Below are 22,758 nucleotides of genomic sequence, written 5' to 3'. Positions count from 1 at the left end.
AATGTATACAAAAAATGAACGCCTCCGTTATATAGCAGGAACACCTGTAAATATCGCAATCGCAAATATAAGAAATTATAACCTTCACTGTCATGAAAATGCCATGGAATTCGCTTATTGTCTTTCGGGCAGCGCTGTTTTCAACATAGCCCATGAGCATATGATACTCAATGAAGGTGAAGTAGTTCTCATAGAACACGAAAATTTTCATTCTATACAAGCTGATTCCGACAATATTATTTTGCTGTTTCACATAGATATAAAAAACTGTATATATCCATGGGAGAAAATCAAATACATGTATTTTTCATGTGCTACCAAACTATGTAAGCCTCATCATATACCACATTTACAGAAAATATATGAAGCCCTTCTTACAGCCTCATATATTTATGCATCCCGCGATACACATTTTACAGAATCATATAACAAGATAGCCAATATCCTTTTAGATCTGGTCGTAAATTACTTTACTTGGTTTTCTATCGAAACATTCACATCTGAAGACAGCAAAAAATTTAAAAACAGGCTTGACCGTATACTTTCTTATGTACAAAAACACTATAACGAAAAAATAACACTTTCTCAGATCGCTCAAAACGAATATATCAACGAAAATTATTTTTCTCAGTTTCTAAAAAGAACATCCTTTCATTCGTTCACGAAAATGCTCAACTATATACGTTGTTTTGAAGCAGAGAAACTTTTACTGAAAACAGATCTGCCTATACAAGAGATTTCCGACATCTGCGGCTTTTCTTCCAAGAAATATCTTCATAAATATTTTAAAGAGTTTTGGAAAACAACGCCCTTCCAGCATAGAAAAAAAAGTCATGAAAATTCACTTATTCAAAATGACTTTTATTATTTTTCCCCGGAAGAATCTCTGCCTTTAATCGAAAAAAAAATTTGTGAATACTTAAAAAGCAAGTTGCTGAAATAAACAACTTGCCTTTTTCATTTTTATATTATAGGATCTTTTTTCTTTCCTACAATATACAAAATCGTTCCACCTAAAGTCAGTATTAAGCCACCTATCTTCGCAATGCTTATCATTAGCTTAAAATCACTCATTACACCCGATCCATACATTGTCATATAATATTCTGCGCCGTAATCCCCCTCGTACCAGTTTAGGAAAAACCCTCCTATAATAAGCAGTATCCCAAACAGCATGAAAAAAATCCCTATCCTCACAGAATCTCCTTTAGCCAGCCTTGTTTTCTCATTCAAAGGATATTTCTTGGGATCACATTTGGCCATGCCTCCATAAAAAAATTTAAATATTACATAAAACACCATACCCGATATTATTGAAATAAATCCTATAAGAAAATACTCTGTGCCATTGACAAGCAATGCCAATATCCCTACCAGTATCGGGCATACAACTATATAAACCTCTATAACTTTTCCGCCTTTTGCATAATATACATCTCCCCTGTTTTTCACAGGATACTTCCTTCGCATTTTTACAAATACAAAAGCAAGCACTACATAACAAATCAGTCCCAGAGGAGCTATTATAGTAAGCAACATTGAAAAATCCAGATTCATCAGCATCATTGTTACAGCCGCTAATATTAATATAGGCCAATATGGAATTTTTCTCTTTTTTGACAGCTTAGTAAGAAAATGCGGACACAATCTGTCATCTCCTAAAACAAAGAAACTTCTTGAACCTGCAGCTATATATGAGTTAAATATGCCGCATTGAGCAATTATCGCACATATGAGAAATACCACTCCCCATCCCTTTCCTATATTAGAGGTTAAAACACTGGCATAGTCAAATCCCCCATTACCTGTATCTATTCCCCAAAGCTGCCAATTGCCTAAAGAACATAAACCCGCTAAGGTGGGCAATATATAGCTTAAAGCTATTATCGGTATTATGATTTTGAATGCCTTTGGAATCACCTTAGGGTTCTCTATTTCACCCGCCATATTTGAAACAACGGCATACCCGCAATACATCCATATTCCTATGCAAAGACCTGTCCCTATACTTTCAAGAATTCCCTGTCCTTCCGGAATAAAGGGGCTCACCGGATTATAATTCCAGTTAGCAAACCCAACTACCGTAACAAGAGCAAATGCCGCAAGTATTATAGCAGAAAAAACAGTACTTATAATCCCAACCTCTTTTATCCCCAACAAATTAACCAAAGTAAATATCAATACCATTCCCATTTTGATACACATAGCCGCTGTCGGGCTCAAATCTATAAATTTCTCTACATACCCCACAACCAGAACTACATATGAAGCCATACCAAGATAAACTGATAAAGAGCCCCACCAGCCCATGCAGAATCCCCACGCCTCTCCGAAGGCTTCTTTTGTCCATACATACATCCCACTTTCTTCAGGCATGAATGCTGACAGCTCTGACACTGCAAGGCATATTGGTATTACCCATACTATTGGCAGCACGGTAAGAATCACAATAGTCATTCCCGGACCACATGATGGTATCATTGCTTCGATTCCGAATGCTCCGGCTGCTGTCATGCAGTAAATAATAAATGCTATTGCCCATACACTCATTTTTCTTTTTTTCAGCCCGTCAACTCCGCGAACGATATTTACAGAATTATTATGTTCCATTTTTTCTCCTTTCCTATGATGAATAAACAACTTTCCCTTTGAATACCGTCGCATTCACTTTGATATCATAAAGCTCATCTGCAGAACACTGTTCTATATCCCTATCCAGAACAATCAGCTCCGCCGATTTTCCTTCCTCAACACTTCCTGTAATATCTTCCGTGAACATCTGGTATGCTCCGCTCCATGAACTACTCTTTACGGCCTGTCTCAAAGATACGCACTCCTTTGCCGGATTATTTTCCGGCCCGAGAACATAGCCTTTATATTTTTCATATTCTTTACTATCTCCTACAAAAACACTTCTTGTTACTGCGCACTGTATCCCATGAAAAGGATTAGGCGGAGGTGTTACGGGAAAATCAGTTCCATATGAAACTACACAGCCTGAGTCAAGCAAACTCCCATTAGGATAACATCTAAGAGTCCGTTCTCTCCCAACAATTTTTTGATAAAACTCATCTGCATCTGAATCATATATCATCCATCGCGGCTGGCAGTTGGCAATAATATCATTATTTCCCATCATTCTCATGTCCTCTTCGCTGACAATCATTAAATGAGCTATCACATTTCTTTTCCTTATATTTGTTATATTCTGACCATAAACTATACTCTTGACTGCTTGTCTCACCGCACGATCTCCCATAGCATGTATATGTATCTGCAATCCGGTTTTCATTGCCTCGGTTACTGCCTTCATAATTACAGCGTCATCATAAAAAGCTTTTCCGCAATATCCATCCGAAAGATTCTGTTCTTTCAAAAACTTTTCTTCATATGGCTGCAAAGTCATGAATTCTCCTTCCGCAAAAATTTTTATCGTGTTTATCTGAAACATATCATTTACATCATATTTGCCAATATCTTTCTTAATATCATCTATTTGAGTTAAGTCACGGCAATCATTGAAATGATATACACCCCTTGCTCTAAACGTAAGCCTCCCTTCCTCTGCCAACTGTTTATAAGCATCTGCAGCATTTTTTGTATGCAAGCAGTCATTTATCAATGTTACTCCATACGGATTAGCCAACTCTTCTTGGAATCTCAAGATAGTATTTTTATATTGTTCTACCGAATAGTCATATCCGGGTAAATTTTCTTTTATTAAGTCCTGTGCTTCCATTTCAAAAAATATACCTGCCGGATATCCTGATTTTTCCCTTGTAAATCCTCCTGATTTAGGAGATATGGTTTTCTCGGATAATCCCGATAATTCTATCGCCTTCGTATTAACCCATAATACATGCTGACAATATGACTCCATCACCAATGGCTTATCCTTACAAACTTTATCCAAATCGTGACGTGTAGGCCATCGAGGTTCTTTGCATACTCCTGAAAAAAATGCTCTATTCCATCCCGTTCCCCTTATCACATATGCTTCTTTATTTTTATCCAAATACTCTTTTATCCTCTCCAGATATCTCTTTATTACATCATTGCTATATTCTTTTTCACTTCCATCTATATCAAAAAGCTGACATGATTCAAATATCCCGGCCGCCCAATTAGGATGGCAATGTGCATCGCAAAGTCCTGGCAATACAGAATTCCCTTTACAGTCAATTACTTCTGTATATTTATCGATGTATTCATAAACTTCTTCATTACTGCATACTTTCTTTATTATCCCTTCCTTTACCAACACAGCTTCTCCTCTCAAAATCTCCTCTCCTGCAATGGGAGAGTATACTTTTCCATTTATTAAAGCCAAATCCGCATACATAAAGGTACCTCCACAATCTAATGATTTTATTTAGAATTATCTGATTTTTTATTTTATGATATATTTACGATAAAAAAATTTAAAGACTCTTTTTATCTTAAAAAATCAGTTATTTTCATAAGAATTCGACTACTTTCTGAAATAAAAAACGACGTCTTATCACATGATAAAACGTCGTTTTTTATACTTTTAATTAATGGATTTCTGCAATCATCTGATTTTTTATGATGTTACAGCAATGCCTTATCTCTATCAGCTAATTCTTTATAAGTGTAGTACTTAGACTTAGCGTTTTCTTCCGTCATTTCAAAGAGTCTTTCCGCTACATCAGGAAATTCCTTAGCTAGTGAGGAATATCTTACCTGCCCCATGATAAAGTCTCTGAAGCTTTCTGTAGGCTCTTTTGAGTCTAAAATAAACGGATTCTTTCCTTCTTCCTTAAGCTCAGGATTGTATCTGTAAAGATGCCAGTAACCTGAATCTACAGCATCCTTGATGTTCTCCTGTGCCTTACCCATACCCTTCTTAAGGCCATGGTTGATACAAGGAGCGTAAGCGATAATGATGGACGGTCCGTCATACTGCTCTGCCTCTATTATAGCCTTCATAAGCTGGTTCTTATCGGAACCCATTCCTACCTGAGCTACATATACGTATCCATATGACATTGCCATGAGACCAAGGTCCTTCTTCTTCACTCTCTTACCTGCTGCCGCAAACTTGGCTATAGCTGCTACAGGAGTTGACTTTGACGCCTGACCGCCTGTATTGGAGTAAACCTCTGTATCGAATACCAAAATATTGATATTTTCGCCTGATGCCAGTACGTGGTCAAGACCGCCATAACCGATATCATAAGCCCATCCATCACCGCCGAGAGCCCAGAATGACTTCTTAACAAGGTGATCCTTAAACTCCATAATCTTTCCGCAAAGCTCTTTAACTCTTGCATCATCAGACTTAAGATTTGCGATAGCTGCGATTACGTTATCACTCTTTTCTCTCGTTTCGCTTCCATCGTTCTTATATTCTATCCATTCTGTCATTGCCGTCTTAAGCGCTTCATCAGCATCCAGCTCAAGCAACTCTCTCATCATTTCTTCAAGCTTATTTCTCAGCTGCTTATCTGCCATTACCATTCCGTAGCCGTACTCTGCGTTATCCTCAAACAGAGAATTTGCCCATGCAGGACCTCTGCCGTTCTCATCCTTGCAGTAAGGCATTGAAGGAGCCGAAGCACCCCAGATTGATGAACATCCTGTTGCATTGGCAATCATCATTCTGTCACCAAAGAGCTGAGTTACCAGCTTGATATAAGGAGTCTCTCCGCAACCTGCGCATGCGCCTGAGAATTCTATATAAGGTTTAGCAAACTGGCTTCCCTTGATTGTATGAGTATTTACCTTCTCTTCTTTTCTCGGAAGCTTAATACCGTAATCCCAGTTCTTGCTTTCCTTTTCCACCTCTGCAAACGGCTTCATTACGAGAGCCTTGTTCTTTGAAGGGCAAATGTCGGCACAGTTTCCACATCCTAAGCAGTCAAGAGCCGAAACCTGCATTCTGTACTGAAGTCCCTCCATACCCTTTCCTGTAGCCTTGATAGTCTCAAAGCCCTCAGGAGCGTTAGCTTTTTCCGCATCGTCAAGAAGCATTGGTCTGATTGCAGCATGCGGACATACGAATGAACACTGATTACACTGTATGCAGTTTTCAGGCTTCCATTCAGGCAAGTGTGCTCCTACGCCACGCTTTTCGTAAGCTGCCGTTCCTGAAGGGAACGTACCGTCTTCTATTCCGTCAAATGCGCTTACAGGCAGTGAATCACCTTCCTGCTTGTTCATAGGAATGAGAATCTGCTCTATGAATTCAGGCAGCTCTACCTTCTCGCCTGCAGGATCTTCTGCATTTGCCCAGTCAGCCGGAACCTCAACTTTTCTTATAGCTGTGATTCCCTGATCTACGGCAGCGCAGTTCATATCTACTATATTCTTACCCTTCTTACCGTATGATTTCTCGATACCCTCTTTAAGATACTTAACAGCATCATCAATAGGAATTACATTGGTAAGCTTAAAGAATGCAGCCTGCATTATCATGTTGATTCTGCTTCCCAGACCTATGCTGTCGGCAATTGCACCTGCATCTATAGCATAAAAATTAATTTTCTTGTTTGCAATGTCTCTCTTTACCTTAGCAGGCAGATGTTCATTCATTTCGGCATCTGACCACAGTGAGTTCATCAGGAATGTACCGCCCTCTTTCAGGTCTTTAAGCATATCATACTGTCTGATATACGCCTGATTATGGCATGCCACAAAGTCAGCTCTATTTATAAGATATGTTGACTGAATAGGTTTTTCCCCAAATCTCAGATGTGAAATCGTAACTCCGCCGGACTTCTTGGAGTCATAAGCAAAGTACCCTTGTGCGTACATATCAGTCTTATCACCGATAATCTTAATAGCAGTTTTGTTAGCGCCTACAGTACCGTCAGAGCCAAGACCCCAGAACTTACACTTGATCGTACCTTCCGGCTCCATAGCGATACCCGGTGTGTACGGCAGTGAAAGGTTAGTTACATCGTCTTCTATACCTACCGTAAAATGGTTCATCGGCTTTTCTTTATTAAGATTGTCATAAACAGCTTCAATCATACCAGGGTTAGTATCGTTTGAACCGAGACCGTAACGTCCGCCGTAAACCTTAGGAGCATTGTCCTCATCAAAGAGTAAAGTCTTTACATCCTGATAAAGCGGCTCTCCCAGTGAACCAGGTTCTTTAGTTCTGTCAAGAACAGCAATCTTCTTAACCGTTTCAGGAAGAACGTTCATGAAATACTCTTTTACAAACGGTCTGTAAAGTCTCACTTTAATGAGACCTACCTTCTGGCCTTGAGCGTTCATGTGGTTAATAGTCTCTTCTATAGTTTCACATACAGAACCCATTGCAACAATAATTCTGTCAGCATCAGGAGCGCCTACATAGTCAAATGGCTTGTAGCTTCTTCCTGTTATTTCGCTGACTTTATCCATGTATTCCACTACAATCTCAGGAACAGCTTCGTAGAATTTATTGGAAGCTTCTCTTCCCTGGAAGAAAACATCAGGGTTTTGAGCTGTACCTCTGATAACAGGATGCTCCGGATTAAGCGCCTTGTCTCTGAATTCCTGCAAAGCTTCCCAGTCCACTAATTTTTTAAAGTCATCATAACTGAAAACTTCAATCTTCTGAACTTCATGTGATGTTCTGAATCCATCGAAGAAGTGAAGGAAAGGAACTCTTCCTTTAATTGCCGCAAGGTGAGCGATACCGCCCAGATCCATTACCTCCTGTACCGAACCTGATGCCAGCATAGCAAACCCTGTCTGTCTGCAGGCCATAACATCGGAATGATCTCCGAAAATACAGAGAGCGTGAGTTGATACACTTCTTGCAGCAACGTGGAAAACTCCAGGTAAAAGTTCTCCGGCTATCTTATACATATTGGGAATCATAAGTAATAATCCCTGTGATGCTGTGTATGTAGTTGAAAGCGCACCTGCTGCAAGCGATCCATGTACCGCACCTGCTGCTCCCGCCTCTGACTGCATCTCAGCTACCTTGACTGTCTGATCGAATATATTTTTTCTTCCATAGGCAGCCCACTCATCTACTACTTCAGCCATAGTAGAGGACGGTGTTATCGGATAAATTGAAGCCACGTCAGTAAACGCATAAGAAACGTGAGCCGCAGCCGTATTACCGTCCATCGTCTTCATTGTTTTGTTTGCCATAATTACCTCCATTTAATTATGTATATTGCACGATTATTGATCTAAATTCTAATATCACGCAATTATTAAGCTATTTAAAATTATTCCTATTATAGCACATTACCATTAATTTTAACTTAATCCAGCCCCTCCGTCAACCGTGTACCAAAAATTATACAATATACATGCAAAATACAATCATACAAGAAATCGACCAAAATATTCCTTATAATCCCTATTGATAACCAATATAACAGTGCCCATTATAATGTAAATTTTTAACACGCTTTGCATGCTTGTTATAACAGCGATTTACTGGTATAATGAACGCTATGAATCAATACAGTTTTACCAGTATATTGACATCGGTAATTCTGTACATCATATTACTCAGAAAGTGTTTTAATAAATCAGGGAGCATAAAACGTTGAAAAAGATCAAAGGATGGAAACACGAAAAAGAATTTGATACAAGAACTCTCATGTCAGATATCACCTCTTTAGCTTCAGACGGCAATAACGATCAGAAAGATCCAGCCGAAAATTCAAGCGATTCCAATGACGAATGCAGGGAAACACGAAAAGCCATAGACTTGAAAACTCTTTCGGATATAGAAAACAAAGCAACAGAAGAAAAAGTAACACAAGTATATGAGCCTCGTCCACTTACTCCGGATGACGATATATATGAAGATATCATAGAACAATTTGCTTCAGCGCCCACAAAACCAAAATACTGGTTCGAGGAATTCGGAGATTACTGGTCATGTAGCTGTGGCCATATAAATAAAGGCGACCGCTGCAAAAGCTGCGGTCTGGAACGTGATCTTCTCAGATCTCTTTTTATTTTGCATAAACCTGCCGGCACTCCCGGAAAACTTAACAAAAAACTAAACAAAGCCGCGAAAGAAAAAATAGATAAAGAAGAACAGCAACTGGCAGCTAAAGAAAACAGAAGAAAAAAACGTGAAGAATCGGGAGATGATAGTCTCAAAGTCATTCCTATAGAGTCCTCCGAAAATCCGTCTGACGTACATGATACTCCGGAGTCCCAATTTCCCGAAAGCGAAACTCTTAAAGAAAATCCCGATGAAAATATCATATCCGATGATACCTCACCAATATCCTCTGATATGGAGTCTCAAAACAATGACGAATACAGAGAAAAATCCAACGAAGAAATATCTCAACCTAAAGATTCCAATGAACCCAACCAAAAAGCTGTAGCTGCCCTTCCGGCCCCCAAACACATTTCTCCGCCGCAGAAAAAACAGTACAGGCTGAATTTCAGAGCAAAACTAATTATCGCTATCATAGCATGTCTTGTTCTGATAGGAGGATGTGGTACAGCCATATATCATTATATGGCTGCTCCTGCTATGCAGTATCAGGAAGCTCAGCAGCTCCAAGCCGACGGTAAATATGAAAAGGCAATTTCAAAATACAAATCTCTGGGAGATTACAAAAATTGCGAAGAATTAATCTGGCAATGTTATATCAGCATGGGCGACCAATACTTTCAGTCAAAGGATTATGATAAAGCAATAGACACCTATAATATCGCCATAGATTTGAAAGATGACGAATCACTTCACGATAAAATTTGGCAGTGTTATTGCGGTATCGGTGACCTCCATATGGAAAACGGGGAATACGAAAAAGCTTTAAGTACATATTATGTGGCCGCAGATCTAAAAGATAATGACGAGATCCAGGAAAAAATAAATCTTGCCAAATTCAATTATGTAAAAACGTACCAGAAAGACAGAACAGCAAAAGTTGAAGAATATATGTCAGATCTTATGTCAATCAAATATTCAGGTATACAGGAAATATACGACAATTATTATGCATGGCATGTAAAAATCGTCGCCAATACTTCTGAAACTGATTATTCTACTGATATGGATACTGTCAGCAGAAAAGATACAGTATTTTTTCACGCTACACTAAGCGGAGGAGAACCCTCTGAACAAATTATGCTTTATTATGAAATCACATGGCCAAGTGGATCAAGCCAAATATATAATCTGGATTCCACCTGGAAAGACGGATCAAATATAACAGCTCGTTTTCAGTATCCTATACCATTATTCGGCAAAGAAGGAAAACTTACATTCAAGCTCTATGACAGAAGTACAAATGAAGTTCTTGGAAGCGACAGTATAATATTTAAAAATTAGTATATATAAATAAAAACCCTATAGCCAATTTCATTGCAATAGGGTTTTTATTATTCTATCGATAATAAAATCAGCACAGTTTAAGACACAAATAAAAACGAGCCTTAAGTAAGGCTCGTTTCCTATAGGTGTTACCCTTATTCTATGATCTCTGTTACTACTCCGGATCCTACTGTCCTTCCGCCTTCTCTTATAGCGAATCTCAGTCCTTCTTCAATTGCTATCGGTGTTATAAGTTCGATAGTCATTGTGATGTTGTCTCCAGGCATACACATCTCTGTTCCTTCCGGTAACTGAAGATCTCCTGTTACGTCTGTTGTTCTGAAGTAAAACTGCGGTCTGTATCCGTTAAAGAACGGTGTATGTCTTCCGCCCTCTTCCTTCTTCAGTACGTATACTTCTCCCTTGAACTTTGTATGCGGATGAATTGTTCCCGGCTGCGCCAGTACCTGTCCTCTTTCGATCTCATCTCTCTGTACTCCTCTTAAAAGAGCTCCGATGTTATCTCCTGTCTCAGCCTGATCTAACAGCTTTCTGAACATCTCGATTCCAGTTACTACTACCTTCCTCTTCTCTTCTGTAAGTCCTATGATCTCTACTTCCGCTCCTACTGTAAGGCTTCCTCTCTCTACTCTTCCTGTCGCTACTGTTCCTCTTCCTGTGATGGAGAATACGTCCTCTACCGGCATGATGAACGGCTTATCATTATCTCTTTCCGGTTCAGGTATATATGCGTCAATCTCTTCGAACAGCTCTACTATCTTATCTCCCCATGGACCTGCAGGATCTTCCAACGCCATCAGCGCTGATCCTCTTACTATTGGTGTGTCGTCTCCAGGAAATTCATACTGGTCGAGCAGTTCTCTTACTTCCATCTCTACCAGATCAAGAAGCTCTTCATCATCCACCATATCGCACTTGTTTAAGAATACTATGATGTATGGTACTCCTACCTGTCTTGAAAGCAGAATGTGCTCTCTTGTCTGCGGCATTGGGCCGTCTGTTGCTGCCACTACCAGGATCGCTCCGTCCATCTGGGCTGCTCCTGTGATCATGTTCTTTACATAGTCAGCATGTCCCGGGCAGTCTACGTGCGCGTAGTGTCTATTTGGCGTCTCATACTCTACGTGAGCTGTTGCGATTGTGATTCCTCTTTCTTTTTCTTCAGGCGCTTTGTCGATCTGATCGAATGCTACGTCTGATCCCAGTCCGTATCTCTGGTGAAGTACTGTTGTGATTGCCGCTGTGAGCGTCGTCTTACCATGGTCTACGTGACCGATCGTTCCGATATTGATATGCGGTTTGTTTCTTTCAAATTTCTGTTTTGCCATTTTCTTATTTCTCCTCTCTATTCAGATCCTTCTCTCGGATCCCAAGTTTTTTCCCCTCCGGCAATTCCGGCATTATATGAGAAAGGGTTACTTATTAATAGATTCAATTAAGCTGTCCGGTAATTTCTCAAAGTGGTCGAACTGCATTACATATACACCTCTGCCCTGCGTTTTGGAACGCAGATCTGTAGCATATCCGAACATTTCCGAAAGAGGTACATATCCTCTTACTGCTACTGCACCATTATTCATATCAGAGCCTTCTATTCGTCCTCTTCTTGAACTTATATCTCCGATAACATCTCCCATATATTCTTCAGGAACTGTTACCTCAACCTTGAATATAGGTTCAAGCAGTACAGGCTTAGCTTTCTTTGCAGCCTCTCTGAATGCCATCGAAGCAGCTATCTTAAATGCCATTTCTGAGGAGTCGACTTCATGATATGAACCATCGTACAGTTCAACACCTACATCTACTACCTGATATCCTGCTACAGGACCTGTCTGCATAGCTTCCTTAATTCCTTCCTCAATCTTAGGAATATATTCCTTAGGAATAGCTCCTCCTACGATAGAGTTCTTGAATTCAAAACCTTCTCCAGGCTCTCTAGGGTAAAGCTTAATCTTAACATGACCGTACTGACCACGACCACCTGACTGTTTAGCATACTTGTGATCCACATCTGCTGCAGCGGTAATAGTCTCTTTGTATGAAACTTGTGGTTTACCAACGTTTGCTTCAACTTTGAATTCTCTTAAAAGTCTGTCCACTATAATCTCCAGATGGAGTTCTCCCATACCTGCAATTATAGTCTGTCCAGTATCTTCGTTTGTATAAGTTTTAAAAGTAGGGTCTTCCTCTGCCAGCTTGGCAAGGGCGATTCCCATTTTTTCTTGTCCAGCTTTTGTTTTTGGCTCGATAGCGATCTCAATTACCGGATCAGGAAATTCCATTGACTCTAATATGATTTCATGTTTTTCATCACAGAGAGTATCACCTGTAGTGGTCACTTTAAGTCCTACCGCCGCAGCGATATCACCTGAGTATACCATATCGATATCCTCTCTCTTATTAGCGTGCATCTGGAGTATTCTTCCTACTCTCTCCTTCTTTCCCTTTGTGGAATTATACACATAAGATCCTGATTCAAGCGTTCCTGAATAAACTCTGAAAAACGCCAGCTTTCCTACAAACGGATCAGCCATGATCTTAAATGCTAAGGCTGAGAATGGACCATTATCATCGGCAGGTCTCTCTTCTTCATCCTCTGTACCCGGCACAACTCCCTTAATAGGAGGAATATCTACCGGTGAAGGCATATAATCGAGAACTGCATCCAGCATCATCTGCACACCTTTATTTCTATATGCTGAGCCACATGTCATAGGGATCATTTCACCTGCGATAGTAGCTGTTCTGATGACCTTTTTAATCTCATCCTGGGTGATTTCCTCACCTTCCAGGAATTTCATCATAAGCTCCTCATCGAGTTCGGCAACGGATTCGATCAATGCTTCTCTCCATTCGTTTGCCATATCCATAAGGTCTTCGGGAATATCGGTTTTTTCGAATTCCTTGCCCAGGTCATCTTTATATATCTCTGCTTTCATCTCTACCAAGTCGATGATTCCAACAAAAGAGTCTTCTTTTCCTATTGGCAACTGGATTGGCACTGCATTGGCCTTCAATCTATCCTTCACCATATTTACGACTCTGAAGAAATCAGCTCCCAGGATATCCATCTTATTTACAAATATCATTCTCGGAACACCATACTTTTCTGCCTGTCTCCAGACAGTCTCCGACTGTGGCTCAACACCACCCTTTGCACAAAGTACGGTAACAGCTCCGTCTAAAACTCTCAGCGAACGTTCTACCTCAACTGTAAAGTCCACGTGTCCCGGAGTATCTATGATATTAATTCTAGTGTCTTTCCATTGGGCTGTAGTAGCAGCAGAGGTAATTGTAATACCACGTTCCTGCTCCTGTTCCATCCAGTCCATAGTTGCTGCGCCTTCGTGAGTTTCACCAAGCTTATGCGTTCTTCCTGTATAAAACAGTATTCTTTCCGTGGTAGTAGTTTTTCCGGCATCTATATGCGCCATGATGCCTATATTTCTTGTCTTCTCTAACGGAAAACTTCGTTTTGACATATTATCCTCCTTTCTGCTCTGTATAAAACTGTCAATTTATCCATAAGATTACCAACGGTAATGTGCAAATGCCTTATTGGCTTCTGCCATCTTATGAGTATCTTCCTTCTTCTTAACTGATGCTCCAGTATTGTTTGCAGCATCTATAAGTTCCTTTGCCAGCCTGTCTGACATTGTTTTTTCGCCTCTTAATCTTGTATACTTAGTAAGCCATCTGAGTCCCAGAGTCTGACGTCTCTCAGCCCTAACTTCGATTGGGACCTGGTAGTTTGCACCACCTACACGTCTGGCTTTTACTTCAAGAACCGGCATAATGTTATTCATAGCTTTTTCAAATACTTCCAAAGGTTCTTCGCCAGTTTCATTCTTCACTTTTTCGAAAGCATCATAAACGATTTTCTGTGCAACACCTTTCTTTCCGTCCAGCATAATACTGTTGATAAGCTTCGTAACTACGAGGCTTCCGTATACCGGATCAGGAAGTACTTCTCGCTTTGGTACGTTTCCTTTTCTTGGCACGTCTCTTCCCTCCTTATTGAATTTTAAAGTCGGTACTCGAAAGCGGCACACGGTTTTCCTTCAGGCAGCCTATACCGCTCGCCTTACTCCGCCTGTCGTTTCCGTGGTGCCCTTATGAATTGCCTAAATCTCTGATTTTACCGCAATGATTGCCTGAATCTCCGATTTAGTGTCATCTATATCAAGGGCACTTAAATTTACCGATTACTACTTCTTAGGCTTCTTAGCTCCGTACTTGGATCTGGCCTGCTTTCTGTCCGCTACACCTGCGGTGTCTAAAGTTCCTCTAACGATGTGATATCTTACACCAGGAAGGTCTTTAACTCTTCCGCCCCTGATGAGTACAACACTATGCTCCTGAAGATTATGACCTATCCCCGGAATATAAGCTGTTACTTCAATACCGTTAGTAAGACGAACTCTCGCAACTTTTCTCAAAGCTGAGTTAGGCTTCTTAGGGGTAACAGTCTTTACAGAAGTGCATACGCCTCTTTTCTGCGGCGAATTAACATCTGTAGCAACTCTTTTTATAGAGTTCATACCCTTATTCAGAGCCGGAGCAGTTGACTTCTTCTCGCTGCTGGTTCTGCCTTGACGTACTAATTGGTTAATTGTAGGCATCCTTTTTCTCCTTTCTTGATATAATAAAAATACGTTAGCTTTGAACAATAAAGCCCAAAGCTAACATTTATTTTACCACGGTATTTATCATTATGTCAACATCAATTAAAAACTGATTTCTAAGACGAATATGAATATATTATCAGAAAGTTCTACGCTCTATTGTATCCACTGTTTCTTCTTCCATCCTCTAAACTCTCCCACAACTAAAGATATCGCCAGAATAAACACCAGTATATCTGCTATGGGTGCAGCAGCAAGAGCGCCGTCAAGACCAAACTTACTTGATAGTATTATTGAAAGAGGAATGAGAAAGATCGCCTGTCTGGACAATGGAATAAGCAGGGATTTTGCAGGCTTTCCAATTCCCTGAAAAAATGATGCTGTGACCATATGAACGCCATACACAAAGAACGCCATCATAAATATTCTAAAAATATGCTGCGAGCAATCAGCATACATAGAATCTCCGGATACAAACAGCATTCCTATTTGTCTTCCCAAAAGTTGATATACAGCGAACCAAACGAGAGAAACTACCACTGCTATGGTAACAGCCGTTTTGTAAGTCTGTCTGACTCTTCCATAATTCTTAGCGCCAAAATTAAAACCGTTTATAGGCTGTGTAGCAGAAGAAACTCCTACGAACATAGCATGCGCTATCTGATAGACCTTCATCATCATGCCATAGACTGACAAAGCCATATCACTTCCATATACACTCACGGCACCATAAATGGTCATAAGATTATTCATTGTTATCTGCACTACCGCAGTCATAATTTGAGTCAGAAGACTTGGAAATCCTAAAGCTAATATTCTTCCGGTTATATTTACGGAAAGTTTCAGATGAGCTTTACATATACGAACTGTTTTAAGTTTTCTAAGATACAACAGACAAAGTATTCCTGCTGCTGCCTGGCCTATAACAGTAGCTACACCTGCTCCAAAAACCCCCATCTTAAATCCGAAAATGAAAACCGGGTCAAGAACAAGGTTTATCACAGTACCTATTATCATACATTTCATCGTATACTTAGGGTTGCCGTCTGCACGTATAATAGCAGTCAAAGCCGCACTTATCATAAGAAACGGGAGTCCCCACGCAATAGTTTTAGTATAGACCAACGAATCAGCAAAAGCATTATCTGTAGATCCAAATAGTTTTACTATCTGGGGAGCAAAAATTAAAGAAAGCAGCAAAATCAAAATTCCGGATCCTATCAACAAAGTTACAGCATTGCTGACAGTACGGTTAGCATCCTCATATTCTTTTCTTCCCAGACAAAGACTTATATTAGCCGCACAGCCATCTCCAATAAGCAATGCAATTGACATAGCAATAATAGTTAACGGAAATGCTACATTTGTGGCTGCCATTCCCGTTACTCCCACTCCCTGTCCTACAAAAATCTGGTCAACTATATTATACAGATAATTGACCATCAAAGTTAAAGCTGTAGGAATAGAATACTTAACGATAAGTTTTTTTATTGGTTCTGTTCCAAGAGGGTTCTGGGTAATTTCTTGGTTATTCATAAAAATCTCTCCTTTATTTTAGGCAAAGAAAAAAGAACAAAGCATTCAGAAAATCAACTGAAAGCCTTCTTCTCCCATCCAGACTGTCTGTTGGCTTCGGAATCAAACCGAATTAGCTTATTGCTCGCGGGCTGTACCGCCAGTAGAGTAAAAACTCATTTCCGAAGAAAGGTTCTTTTATACGGATATATAAAGGATATCACAAGGTTTGCACTCCGTCAACATTCACTGTGTTTCAAAAACAAAATCGACTCTTTCATAACCTACAACAATACTTCCGATATGAAAAAACGGACAGAATAAATCTGTCCGTTTTATAACAAAGTAATGAATAATCTAATTCATAAGATTATTTAATTCTTTCTTATTTCTCGCCTGGGTGCTTTCTGTCTTTGAATGAAGACTCAGTAGCGCCTCTCTGGTCTTTCTTAGCGATGAATAAGCTTCCTGTTGCCTTACCGCAAAGTACTGGTGGCTCACAAGCTGTAGCAGCTGTTTCAGGAGTAGCTACGTTTGACAGATCTGCATCTGTTCTGTCTAACTGAGTAGCAACCTTCCAAGCTTCGAACTGGCAAGTGTATGACTGATTACCAACCTTTTCGATCCAGCCATGATATTCCATGAAGTCTCCAACATATACTGGAGCTAAGAATTCGATTTCTTTGTATCCTAAGAATAAGCTGATATCTCCATCAACATATACCATCAGTTCAGTACCAACGTCTCCCCACTGGTCAACGATTCTAGCACCATTTACTAATCCGCCTACATAATGTGCATCTTTTGCACTCATCATAAGATGATGAACTACTTTCTTACCAACCATAATTTTCCTCCTCTTTCTGCTATGCAGAATAATATTAAATGAGTAATTGTTTTTTCTATAAAGCAGTTTTGTCCATATCTTTTGGGACAAAACTGGTTTATGTCCCAAAATTTTTAATGCCTTTTCCGATTAATTTCAAACTGGCTTTATTAGTCAGCAAAAATCTTTGCAGGATCAAGCGGTTCTACGTCTAACTTCTTAACGATCTTAGAAACGTTTACCATGTGTATGTAGTCAACGTTACCAGCTAAGATATTGTTACCCCATGTACCGCAACCTTCTGATACTGCAGGTGACAGTGCGTTAGTTTCAGGTCCCCAAGCATCCGGTGTAGGCTGGTTAACCAGTACACGAGCTACAGGAATCTTTTCGCCGAAGTAAAGAATATGATCTTCATCATTTGAGAAGATACCAGCTGTATGTCCAGTACCGCCATCTTCTTCCATGTTTCTGATAGCCATGTCAACGGCTTCTTCAAACTTGTCGTAGCTCTTTAATACTACTACAGGTCCCATGATTTCCTTGCCGAGGATATCATCTTTACCAACGCCTTCTATCTTAAGACCTATAACCTTAGTTCCTTCTGGAAGAGTAAATCCAGCAGCTTCTGCGATTACGTCAGTATCCTTACCAACTAAACCTGAGTTGATCTTTCCATCCTGGAATAAAGCTTCACGGAACTTAGCAACATCATCAGCGCTTTCAAATACAACAGCACCGGCATTCTTAAGTTCTGCAAAGAAATCAGCTTCCAATTCCTGTGGGTAAAGGAGTAAGTTGTCTCCGTCGCAAAGGATTCCGTTATCGCTTGCTACAGCAACAATTGTCTGCTCAGCAGCATCCTTAAGGTCATATCCTCTGTCTACGATTACAGGAGGGTTTCCTGGTCCTACACCGTAAGCAGGAGTTCCGCTTGAGTAAGCAGCCTTAGTGAGGCCGGAACCACCAGTTGCGAGTACGAGGTCGCATTTTTCCATTAATTCCTGTGACTTTTCGATAGTAACATCGTTAACAATCTGAATAAGGTCTTCAGGAGCACCGTTCTTAGCTAATGCTTCACGAATTAAGTTAACTGTAGTAGTTGAAGTCTTTTCTGCACGTGGAGCAGGTGAAATGATAACTGCATTCTTACCCTTTAAAGCGTGCATGAAGTTTCCTAAAGGTGTAACTGTAGGGTTAGTTGCCGGAGTGATAGCACCGATAACACCGATTGGATGAGCAGCTTCAATAAGACCGATTGAAGGATCTTCATTGATGATGCCAACAGACTTCTTATCCTTGAGATAATCCCAGAAAGCAGCAGCTGTTCCAGTGTTCTTGCCAATCTTGTCTTCATAGCTTCCAAGTCTTGTTTCCTCAACAGCCATCTTTGCTAAAGGTTCTGCATTCTCGTAAATGATCTTTGCACTCTCATAAACAAGCTTATCCACCTGTTCCTGAGTATAATCTTTGATCTGTTCAAACGCTGCACGCGCTTTGTCAATTTGGTTTTGAATAGTCATACTTATCAATCTCCTTTTTAATTTTACTATTCTCGAAATTACTAAAAATCAAACTATTTACTTTTTTGATCTTTAAATTATCTCAATTTGATTATATTTTAGCATTCTGTCTACTTACTGTCAAGGCACATTATCAGTACACATTTAACTTTTTGTACAAAACAAAAACCTCTGAAAATTGAAAATGCTCTTTCAGAGGTCTGTTTTTGCTCACTATTTAGTTTAATATTTAACGAAAAATGACAAGCTCAGAAACTAATACTTATTCCCATTCAGCACTTTCTGATGTCTCAGAGATTCCCGAAGCAGATTCCATTTCTGATGCGAATTCCTCGGCTGCCGCCGCATCATCCCCAGTTCCCATTACAGGAACTATATCTTCCATATCCTCATCTTCTTCCTCTTCCATCTCCATTTCTCTCTGCATTGCTCTGTACGCTTCTATCAATGCTGTATTTACACCGTAATCCAAATCTATAGACCTATACTTCTTCATACCTGTACCGGCAGGGATCAGTTTACCGATGATAACATTTTCTTTAAGCCCTTGAAGTTTATCGTTCTTTCCTTTTATTGCAGCATCTGTCAGAACTCTTGTAGTCTCCTGGAAGGACGCAGCTGACAGGAATGAATTTGTAGCCAAAGATGCCTTTGTTATACCCAGAAGAAGCCTCTCTGCCTCCGCAGGTTTCCCTCCATCAGCAATAACAGCTTCATTAGCCTCTTCTATTTCGACTTTACTATACTGTCCTCCAGGAAGAAGCCCTGTATCTCCCGCATCATTTACCTTCATTTTTGAAAGCATCTGTCCTACGATAACTTCTATATGCTTATCATTGATATCTACACCCTGCTGCTTATACACTCTCTGTACTTCTTTAAGCAAGTACTGATATACGCCTTCAACACCGTTAAGCCTTAAAATGTCCTTAGGATCCAAAGGTCCTTTTGTTATATTGTCCCCTGCAAGTATATAGTCGCCTTCGGCAACACAAATCCTTGCTCCATAAGGAACTTCATATACCTTTTCTTCTTCGCCTCTCACTTTGACCTGTGTTTTATTATCCATAGTCGGATCAACAGAAACCACAGTACCGTCTGCTTCGCAGATGACCGCAAGTCCCTTAGGTTTTCTGGCCTCAAAAAGTTCTTCTACTCTCGGCAGACCGTGAGTGATATCAGAACCGGCAACGCCCCCTGTATGGAATGTTCTCATGGTCAGCTGAGTACCCGGCTCTCCAATGGATTGAGCTGCTGTTATTCCAACAGCCTCTCCAATATTGACGCCTTCTCCGGTCGCCAAATTCCTTCCATAACACTTAGCGCATACACCAGTTTTACTGTGGCAGGTCATCACCGATCTTATAGCCACAGACTCTATGCCCGCAGCTTCTATCGCTTCAGCAGCGTCCTCACTAATCTCGCAGTCTTGCTCAACAATAACTCTACCTGTCTCAGGATGACATATATCCAGCAAAGCAGTTCTTCCTATAATACGGTCCTTCAGTTTCTCAATGATTTCCTTTCCGTCAGTAAAGGCTTTTACTTCTATACCTTCATCCGTTCCGCAGTCATCCTCTCTGACAATTACGTTATGAGAAACATCTACAAGCCGTCTTGTCAAATAACCTGAGTCTGCTGTTCGCAGAGCCGTATCCGCAAGACCTTTTCTTGCACCGTTAGTAGAAATAAAGTATTCCAGAACCGAAAGTCCTTCTCTGAAGTTCGCCTTGATAGGTATTTCTATGGTCTTACCTGTAGCGTTAGCCATAAGTCCACGCATACCGCCGATCTGCCTGATCTGATTCTTACTTCCTCTTGCTCCTGAATGAGCCATGATAAATAAGTTATTTAAAGAATCAAGAGACTCCATAAGTGCATCAGCCACATCGTCTGTCGTTTTATTCCAGATATCTATAACCTTTTCATATCTTTCCTTATTAGAGACAAGACCTCTTCTGTAAGCCATCTCATACTTGTCTACCAGCTTTTCGGCCTCATCTATAATTACCTTTTTCTCTTCAGGTATCTCCATATCGGAAATACTGATGGTAATAGCTGCTATAGTAGAGTAATGGAATCCCATGTCCTTGATATAATCAAGCATTATAGCTGTTTCTGTATTTCCATGTATTCTGTAGCATCTGTCGATGATCTGCCCCAGCTTCTTCTTATCGCACAAGAAATCTATCTCCAGCGAATACGGATCAGCTTCTCTGTCTTCTACATACCCTAAATCCTGAGGGATATTCTGATTAAATATGAATCTTCCTACTGTAGACTCTACAAGTTTACCTCTCGTATCATATTCGTCCGCATACATTCTCACCTTTACTCGGGCATGAAGTCCCACCATACCGGTTTGATAAGCCATAAGCATTTCAGCTATATCAGTAAATACTTTGCCATCTCCTTTTTCAGCGTCTGAATTTCTTTTGCCTTCTTCCTGCCCAGGATGGGTAAGATAATAGCTTCCCAAGATCATATCCTGAGTAGGCGTCGTTATCGGAGAACCATCTTTAGGAGCAAGTATATTATTCACGGAAAGCATAAGAAATCTCGCTTCTGCCTGTGCTTCCACAGAAAGCGGAACATGCACAGCCATCTGGTCACCGTCAAAGTCAGCATTAAACGCAGTGCATGCAAGCGGATGAAGCTTTATAGCCTTACCTTCTACCAATACAGGCTCAAACGCCTGTATACCAAGCCTATGCAAAGTTGGCGCACGGTTCAGCATTACAGGATGCTCCTTAATAACACCTTCCAGCACATCCCAAACCTCAGGTCTTACTTTTTCCACCATTCGTTTGGCACTCTTAATGTTGTGAGCATTGCCGTTCTCCACCAACTTTTTCATAATAAACGGCTTGAACAGTTCCAGAGCCATCTTCTTAGGGAGGCCACACTGGTAAAACTTAAGCTCAGGGCCTACTACGATTACAGATCGTCCGGAATAGTCTACTCTCTTGCCCAGCAGATTCTGTCTGAATCTTCCCTGTTTACCTTTGAGCATATCCGAAAGAGATTTAAGCGGTCTGGATCCCGGACCCGTAACGGGTCTGCCTCTTCTTCCATTATCTATAAGAGCATCAACAGCTTCCTGAAGCATTCTCTTTTCATTTCTTACAATGATGTCGGGTGCACCAAGTTCAAGAAGTCTGTTAAGCCTGTTATTTCTGTTTATTACACGCCTGTACAGATCATTCAAATCGGAAGTTGCGAATCTTCCTCCGTCCAGTTGAACCATAGGTCTAAGATCCGGCGGAATAACCGGAATGACTTCCAGTATCATCCATTCAGGTCTATTGCCCGACAGTCTGAGAGCTTCAATAACCTCCAGTCTTCTTACAATCCTTATCTTCTTCTGGCCTGTAGCGCTGACAAGCTTGTTTCTCAGATCCTCTGAAAGTTCATCAAGGTTTATATGAGAAAGAAGTTCTCTTACAGCCTCCGCTCCCATACCTGCTTTAAACTTATTATCTGGATTGTCTTTAGCCTCTCTGTACTGATTCTCTGTAAGTACTTCTTTATAGGCAAATTCGGTATTTCCAGGATCAGTCACGATGAAATTTGCAAAATACAATATTTTTTCAAGAGTTCTCGGAGATATATCCAATACAAGACCCATTCTGGAAGGAATACCCTTAAAATACCAGATATGGGAGACGGGTGAAGCCAGCTTTATATGCCCCATCCTCTCTCTTCTGACTTTCGCTTTGGTAACCTCTACTCCGCATTTATCGCAGACGATACCTTTATATCTTATTCGCTTGTATTTGCCGCAGTGACACTCCCAGTCCTTAGTAGGGCCAAATATTTTCTCACAGAAGAGCCCGTCTTTTTCGGGTTTAAGAGTACGATAATTTATAGTCTCGGGTTTTGTAACCTCTCCGTGAGACCAGCCCATTATCTTTTCTGTAGACGCCAGCCCAATCTGCAGAGACTCAAAATTATTCAATTCATAATTGTTGTTATCATTCATTGGTCACT

13 protein-coding genes and 1 riboswitch are annotated in these 22,758 nt (G+C 40.4%); of the genes, 2 read left to right on the top strand and 11 right to left on the bottom strand.

Translation table 11 applies throughout. The features are described 5' to 3' along the window. Position 1: 1 nt before the first annotated feature. The gene (locus tag H8692_RS06805) at positions 2-943 is read left to right on the top strand and encodes a helix-turn-helix domain-containing protein (RefSeq protein ID WP_187525306.1); all 942 of its coding nucleotides are present in this window, start codon (positions 2-4) and stop codon (positions 941-943) included. Positions 944-963: 20 nt separating this feature from the next. On the opposite strand, the gene H8692_RS06800 is transcribed toward H8692_RS06805, so the two are convergent. The 3 genes from H8692_RS06800 to nifJ all read right to left on the bottom strand — a co-directional run bounded on the left by H8692_RS06800 (position 964) and on the right by nifJ (position 8,115). After that, positions 964-2,610 (bottom strand): APC family permease, encoded by a 1,647-nt coding sequence (locus H8692_RS06800; RefSeq protein WP_187525305.1) that lies wholly within the window; start codon positions 2,608-2,610, stop codon positions 964-966. 13 nt (positions 2,611-2,623) lie between these two features. After that, complete coding sequence (locus H8692_RS06795) at positions 2,624-4,342, bottom strand: amidohydrolase (RefSeq protein WP_187525304.1); 1,719 nt, start codon at positions 4,340-4,342, stop codon at positions 2,624-2,626. Between the two features lie 230 nt (positions 4,343-4,572). Further along, positions 4,573-8,115 carry a pyruvate:ferredoxin (flavodoxin) oxidoreductase gene (gene nifJ, locus H8692_RS06790; RefSeq protein WP_187525303.1) on the bottom strand — a complete coding sequence of 1,181 codons (3,543 nt, stop codon included), beginning with the start codon at positions 8,113-8,115 and terminating at the stop codon, positions 4,573-4,575. A 406-nt stretch (positions 8,116-8,521) separates the two neighbouring features. On the opposite strand from nifJ, the gene H8692_RS06785 reads away from it, so the two are divergent. After that, positions 8,522-10,276: a hypothetical protein gene (locus tag H8692_RS06785; protein WP_187525302.1), complete on the top strand. Its 1,755-nt coding sequence runs from the start codon at positions 8,522-8,524 to the stop codon at positions 10,274-10,276. A 137-nt stretch (positions 10,277-10,413) separates the two neighbouring features. Here H8692_RS06785 and tuf read toward each other — a convergent pair whose 3' ends face one another. From tuf to rpoC, 8 genes are all read right to left on the bottom strand, one after another. Continuing rightward, positions 10,414-11,607, bottom strand: a complete 1,194-nt coding sequence (gene tuf, locus H8692_RS06780) for an elongation factor Tu (protein ID WP_177267439.1) — start codon at positions 11,605-11,607, stop codon at positions 10,414-10,416. 87 nt (positions 11,608-11,694) lie between these two features. Beyond that, positions 11,695-13,761, bottom strand: coding sequence for an elongation factor G (fusA, locus tag H8692_RS06775; protein ID WP_177267440.1), 2,067 nt, complete (start codon positions 13,759-13,761; stop codon positions 11,695-11,697). A 48-nt stretch (positions 13,762-13,809) separates the two neighbouring features. After that, the gene (gene rpsG / locus H8692_RS06770; RefSeq protein ID WP_177267441.1) at positions 13,810-14,280 is read right to left on the bottom strand and encodes a 30S ribosomal protein S7; all 471 of its coding nucleotides are present in this window, start codon (positions 14,278-14,280) and stop codon (positions 13,810-13,812) included. A 207-nt stretch (positions 14,281-14,487) separates the two neighbouring features. Further along, complete coding sequence (rpsL, locus tag H8692_RS06765) at positions 14,488-14,901, bottom strand: 30S ribosomal protein S12 (protein ID WP_187525301.1); 414 nt, start codon at positions 14,899-14,901, stop codon at positions 14,488-14,490. A 159-nt stretch (positions 14,902-15,060) separates the two neighbouring features. Next, positions 15,061-16,440: an MATE family efflux transporter gene (locus tag H8692_RS06760; protein ID WP_187525300.1), complete on the bottom strand. Its 1,380-nt coding sequence runs from the start codon at positions 16,438-16,440 to the stop codon at positions 15,061-15,063. Between the two features lie 62 nt (positions 16,441-16,502). Further along, positions 16,503-16,613, bottom strand: a riboswitch (FMN riboswitch). A 191-nt stretch (positions 16,614-16,804) separates the two neighbouring features. Further along, positions 16,805-17,266 (bottom strand): hotdog fold domain-containing protein, encoded by a 462-nt coding sequence (locus H8692_RS06755; protein ID WP_177267444.1) that lies wholly within the window; start codon positions 17,264-17,266, stop codon positions 16,805-16,807. A 149-nt stretch (positions 17,267-17,415) separates the two neighbouring features. Continuing rightward, positions 17,416-18,768 carry an aldehyde dehydrogenase family protein gene (locus H8692_RS06750; protein ID WP_177267445.1) on the bottom strand — a complete coding sequence of 451 codons (1,353 nt, stop codon included), beginning with the start codon at positions 18,766-18,768 and terminating at the stop codon, positions 17,416-17,418. A gap of 262 nt (positions 18,769-19,030) precedes the next feature. Continuing rightward, positions 19,031-22,750, bottom strand: a complete 3,720-nt coding sequence (gene rpoC / locus H8692_RS06745; protein WP_177267446.1) for a DNA-directed RNA polymerase subunit beta' — start codon at positions 22,748-22,750, stop codon at positions 19,031-19,033. Positions 22,751-22,758: the final 8 nt, after the last annotated feature.

The sequence above is a fragment of the Lentihominibacter hominis genome (genome assembly GCF_014385065.1).
In the GTDB taxonomy this organism is placed as follows: Bacteria; Bacillota; Clostridia; order Peptostreptococcales; family Anaerovoracaceae; genus Lentihominibacter; species Lentihominibacter hominis.
Note: the sequence above shows the minus strand (reverse complement) of the source record. Positions and strands in the feature narration are given on the sequence as shown.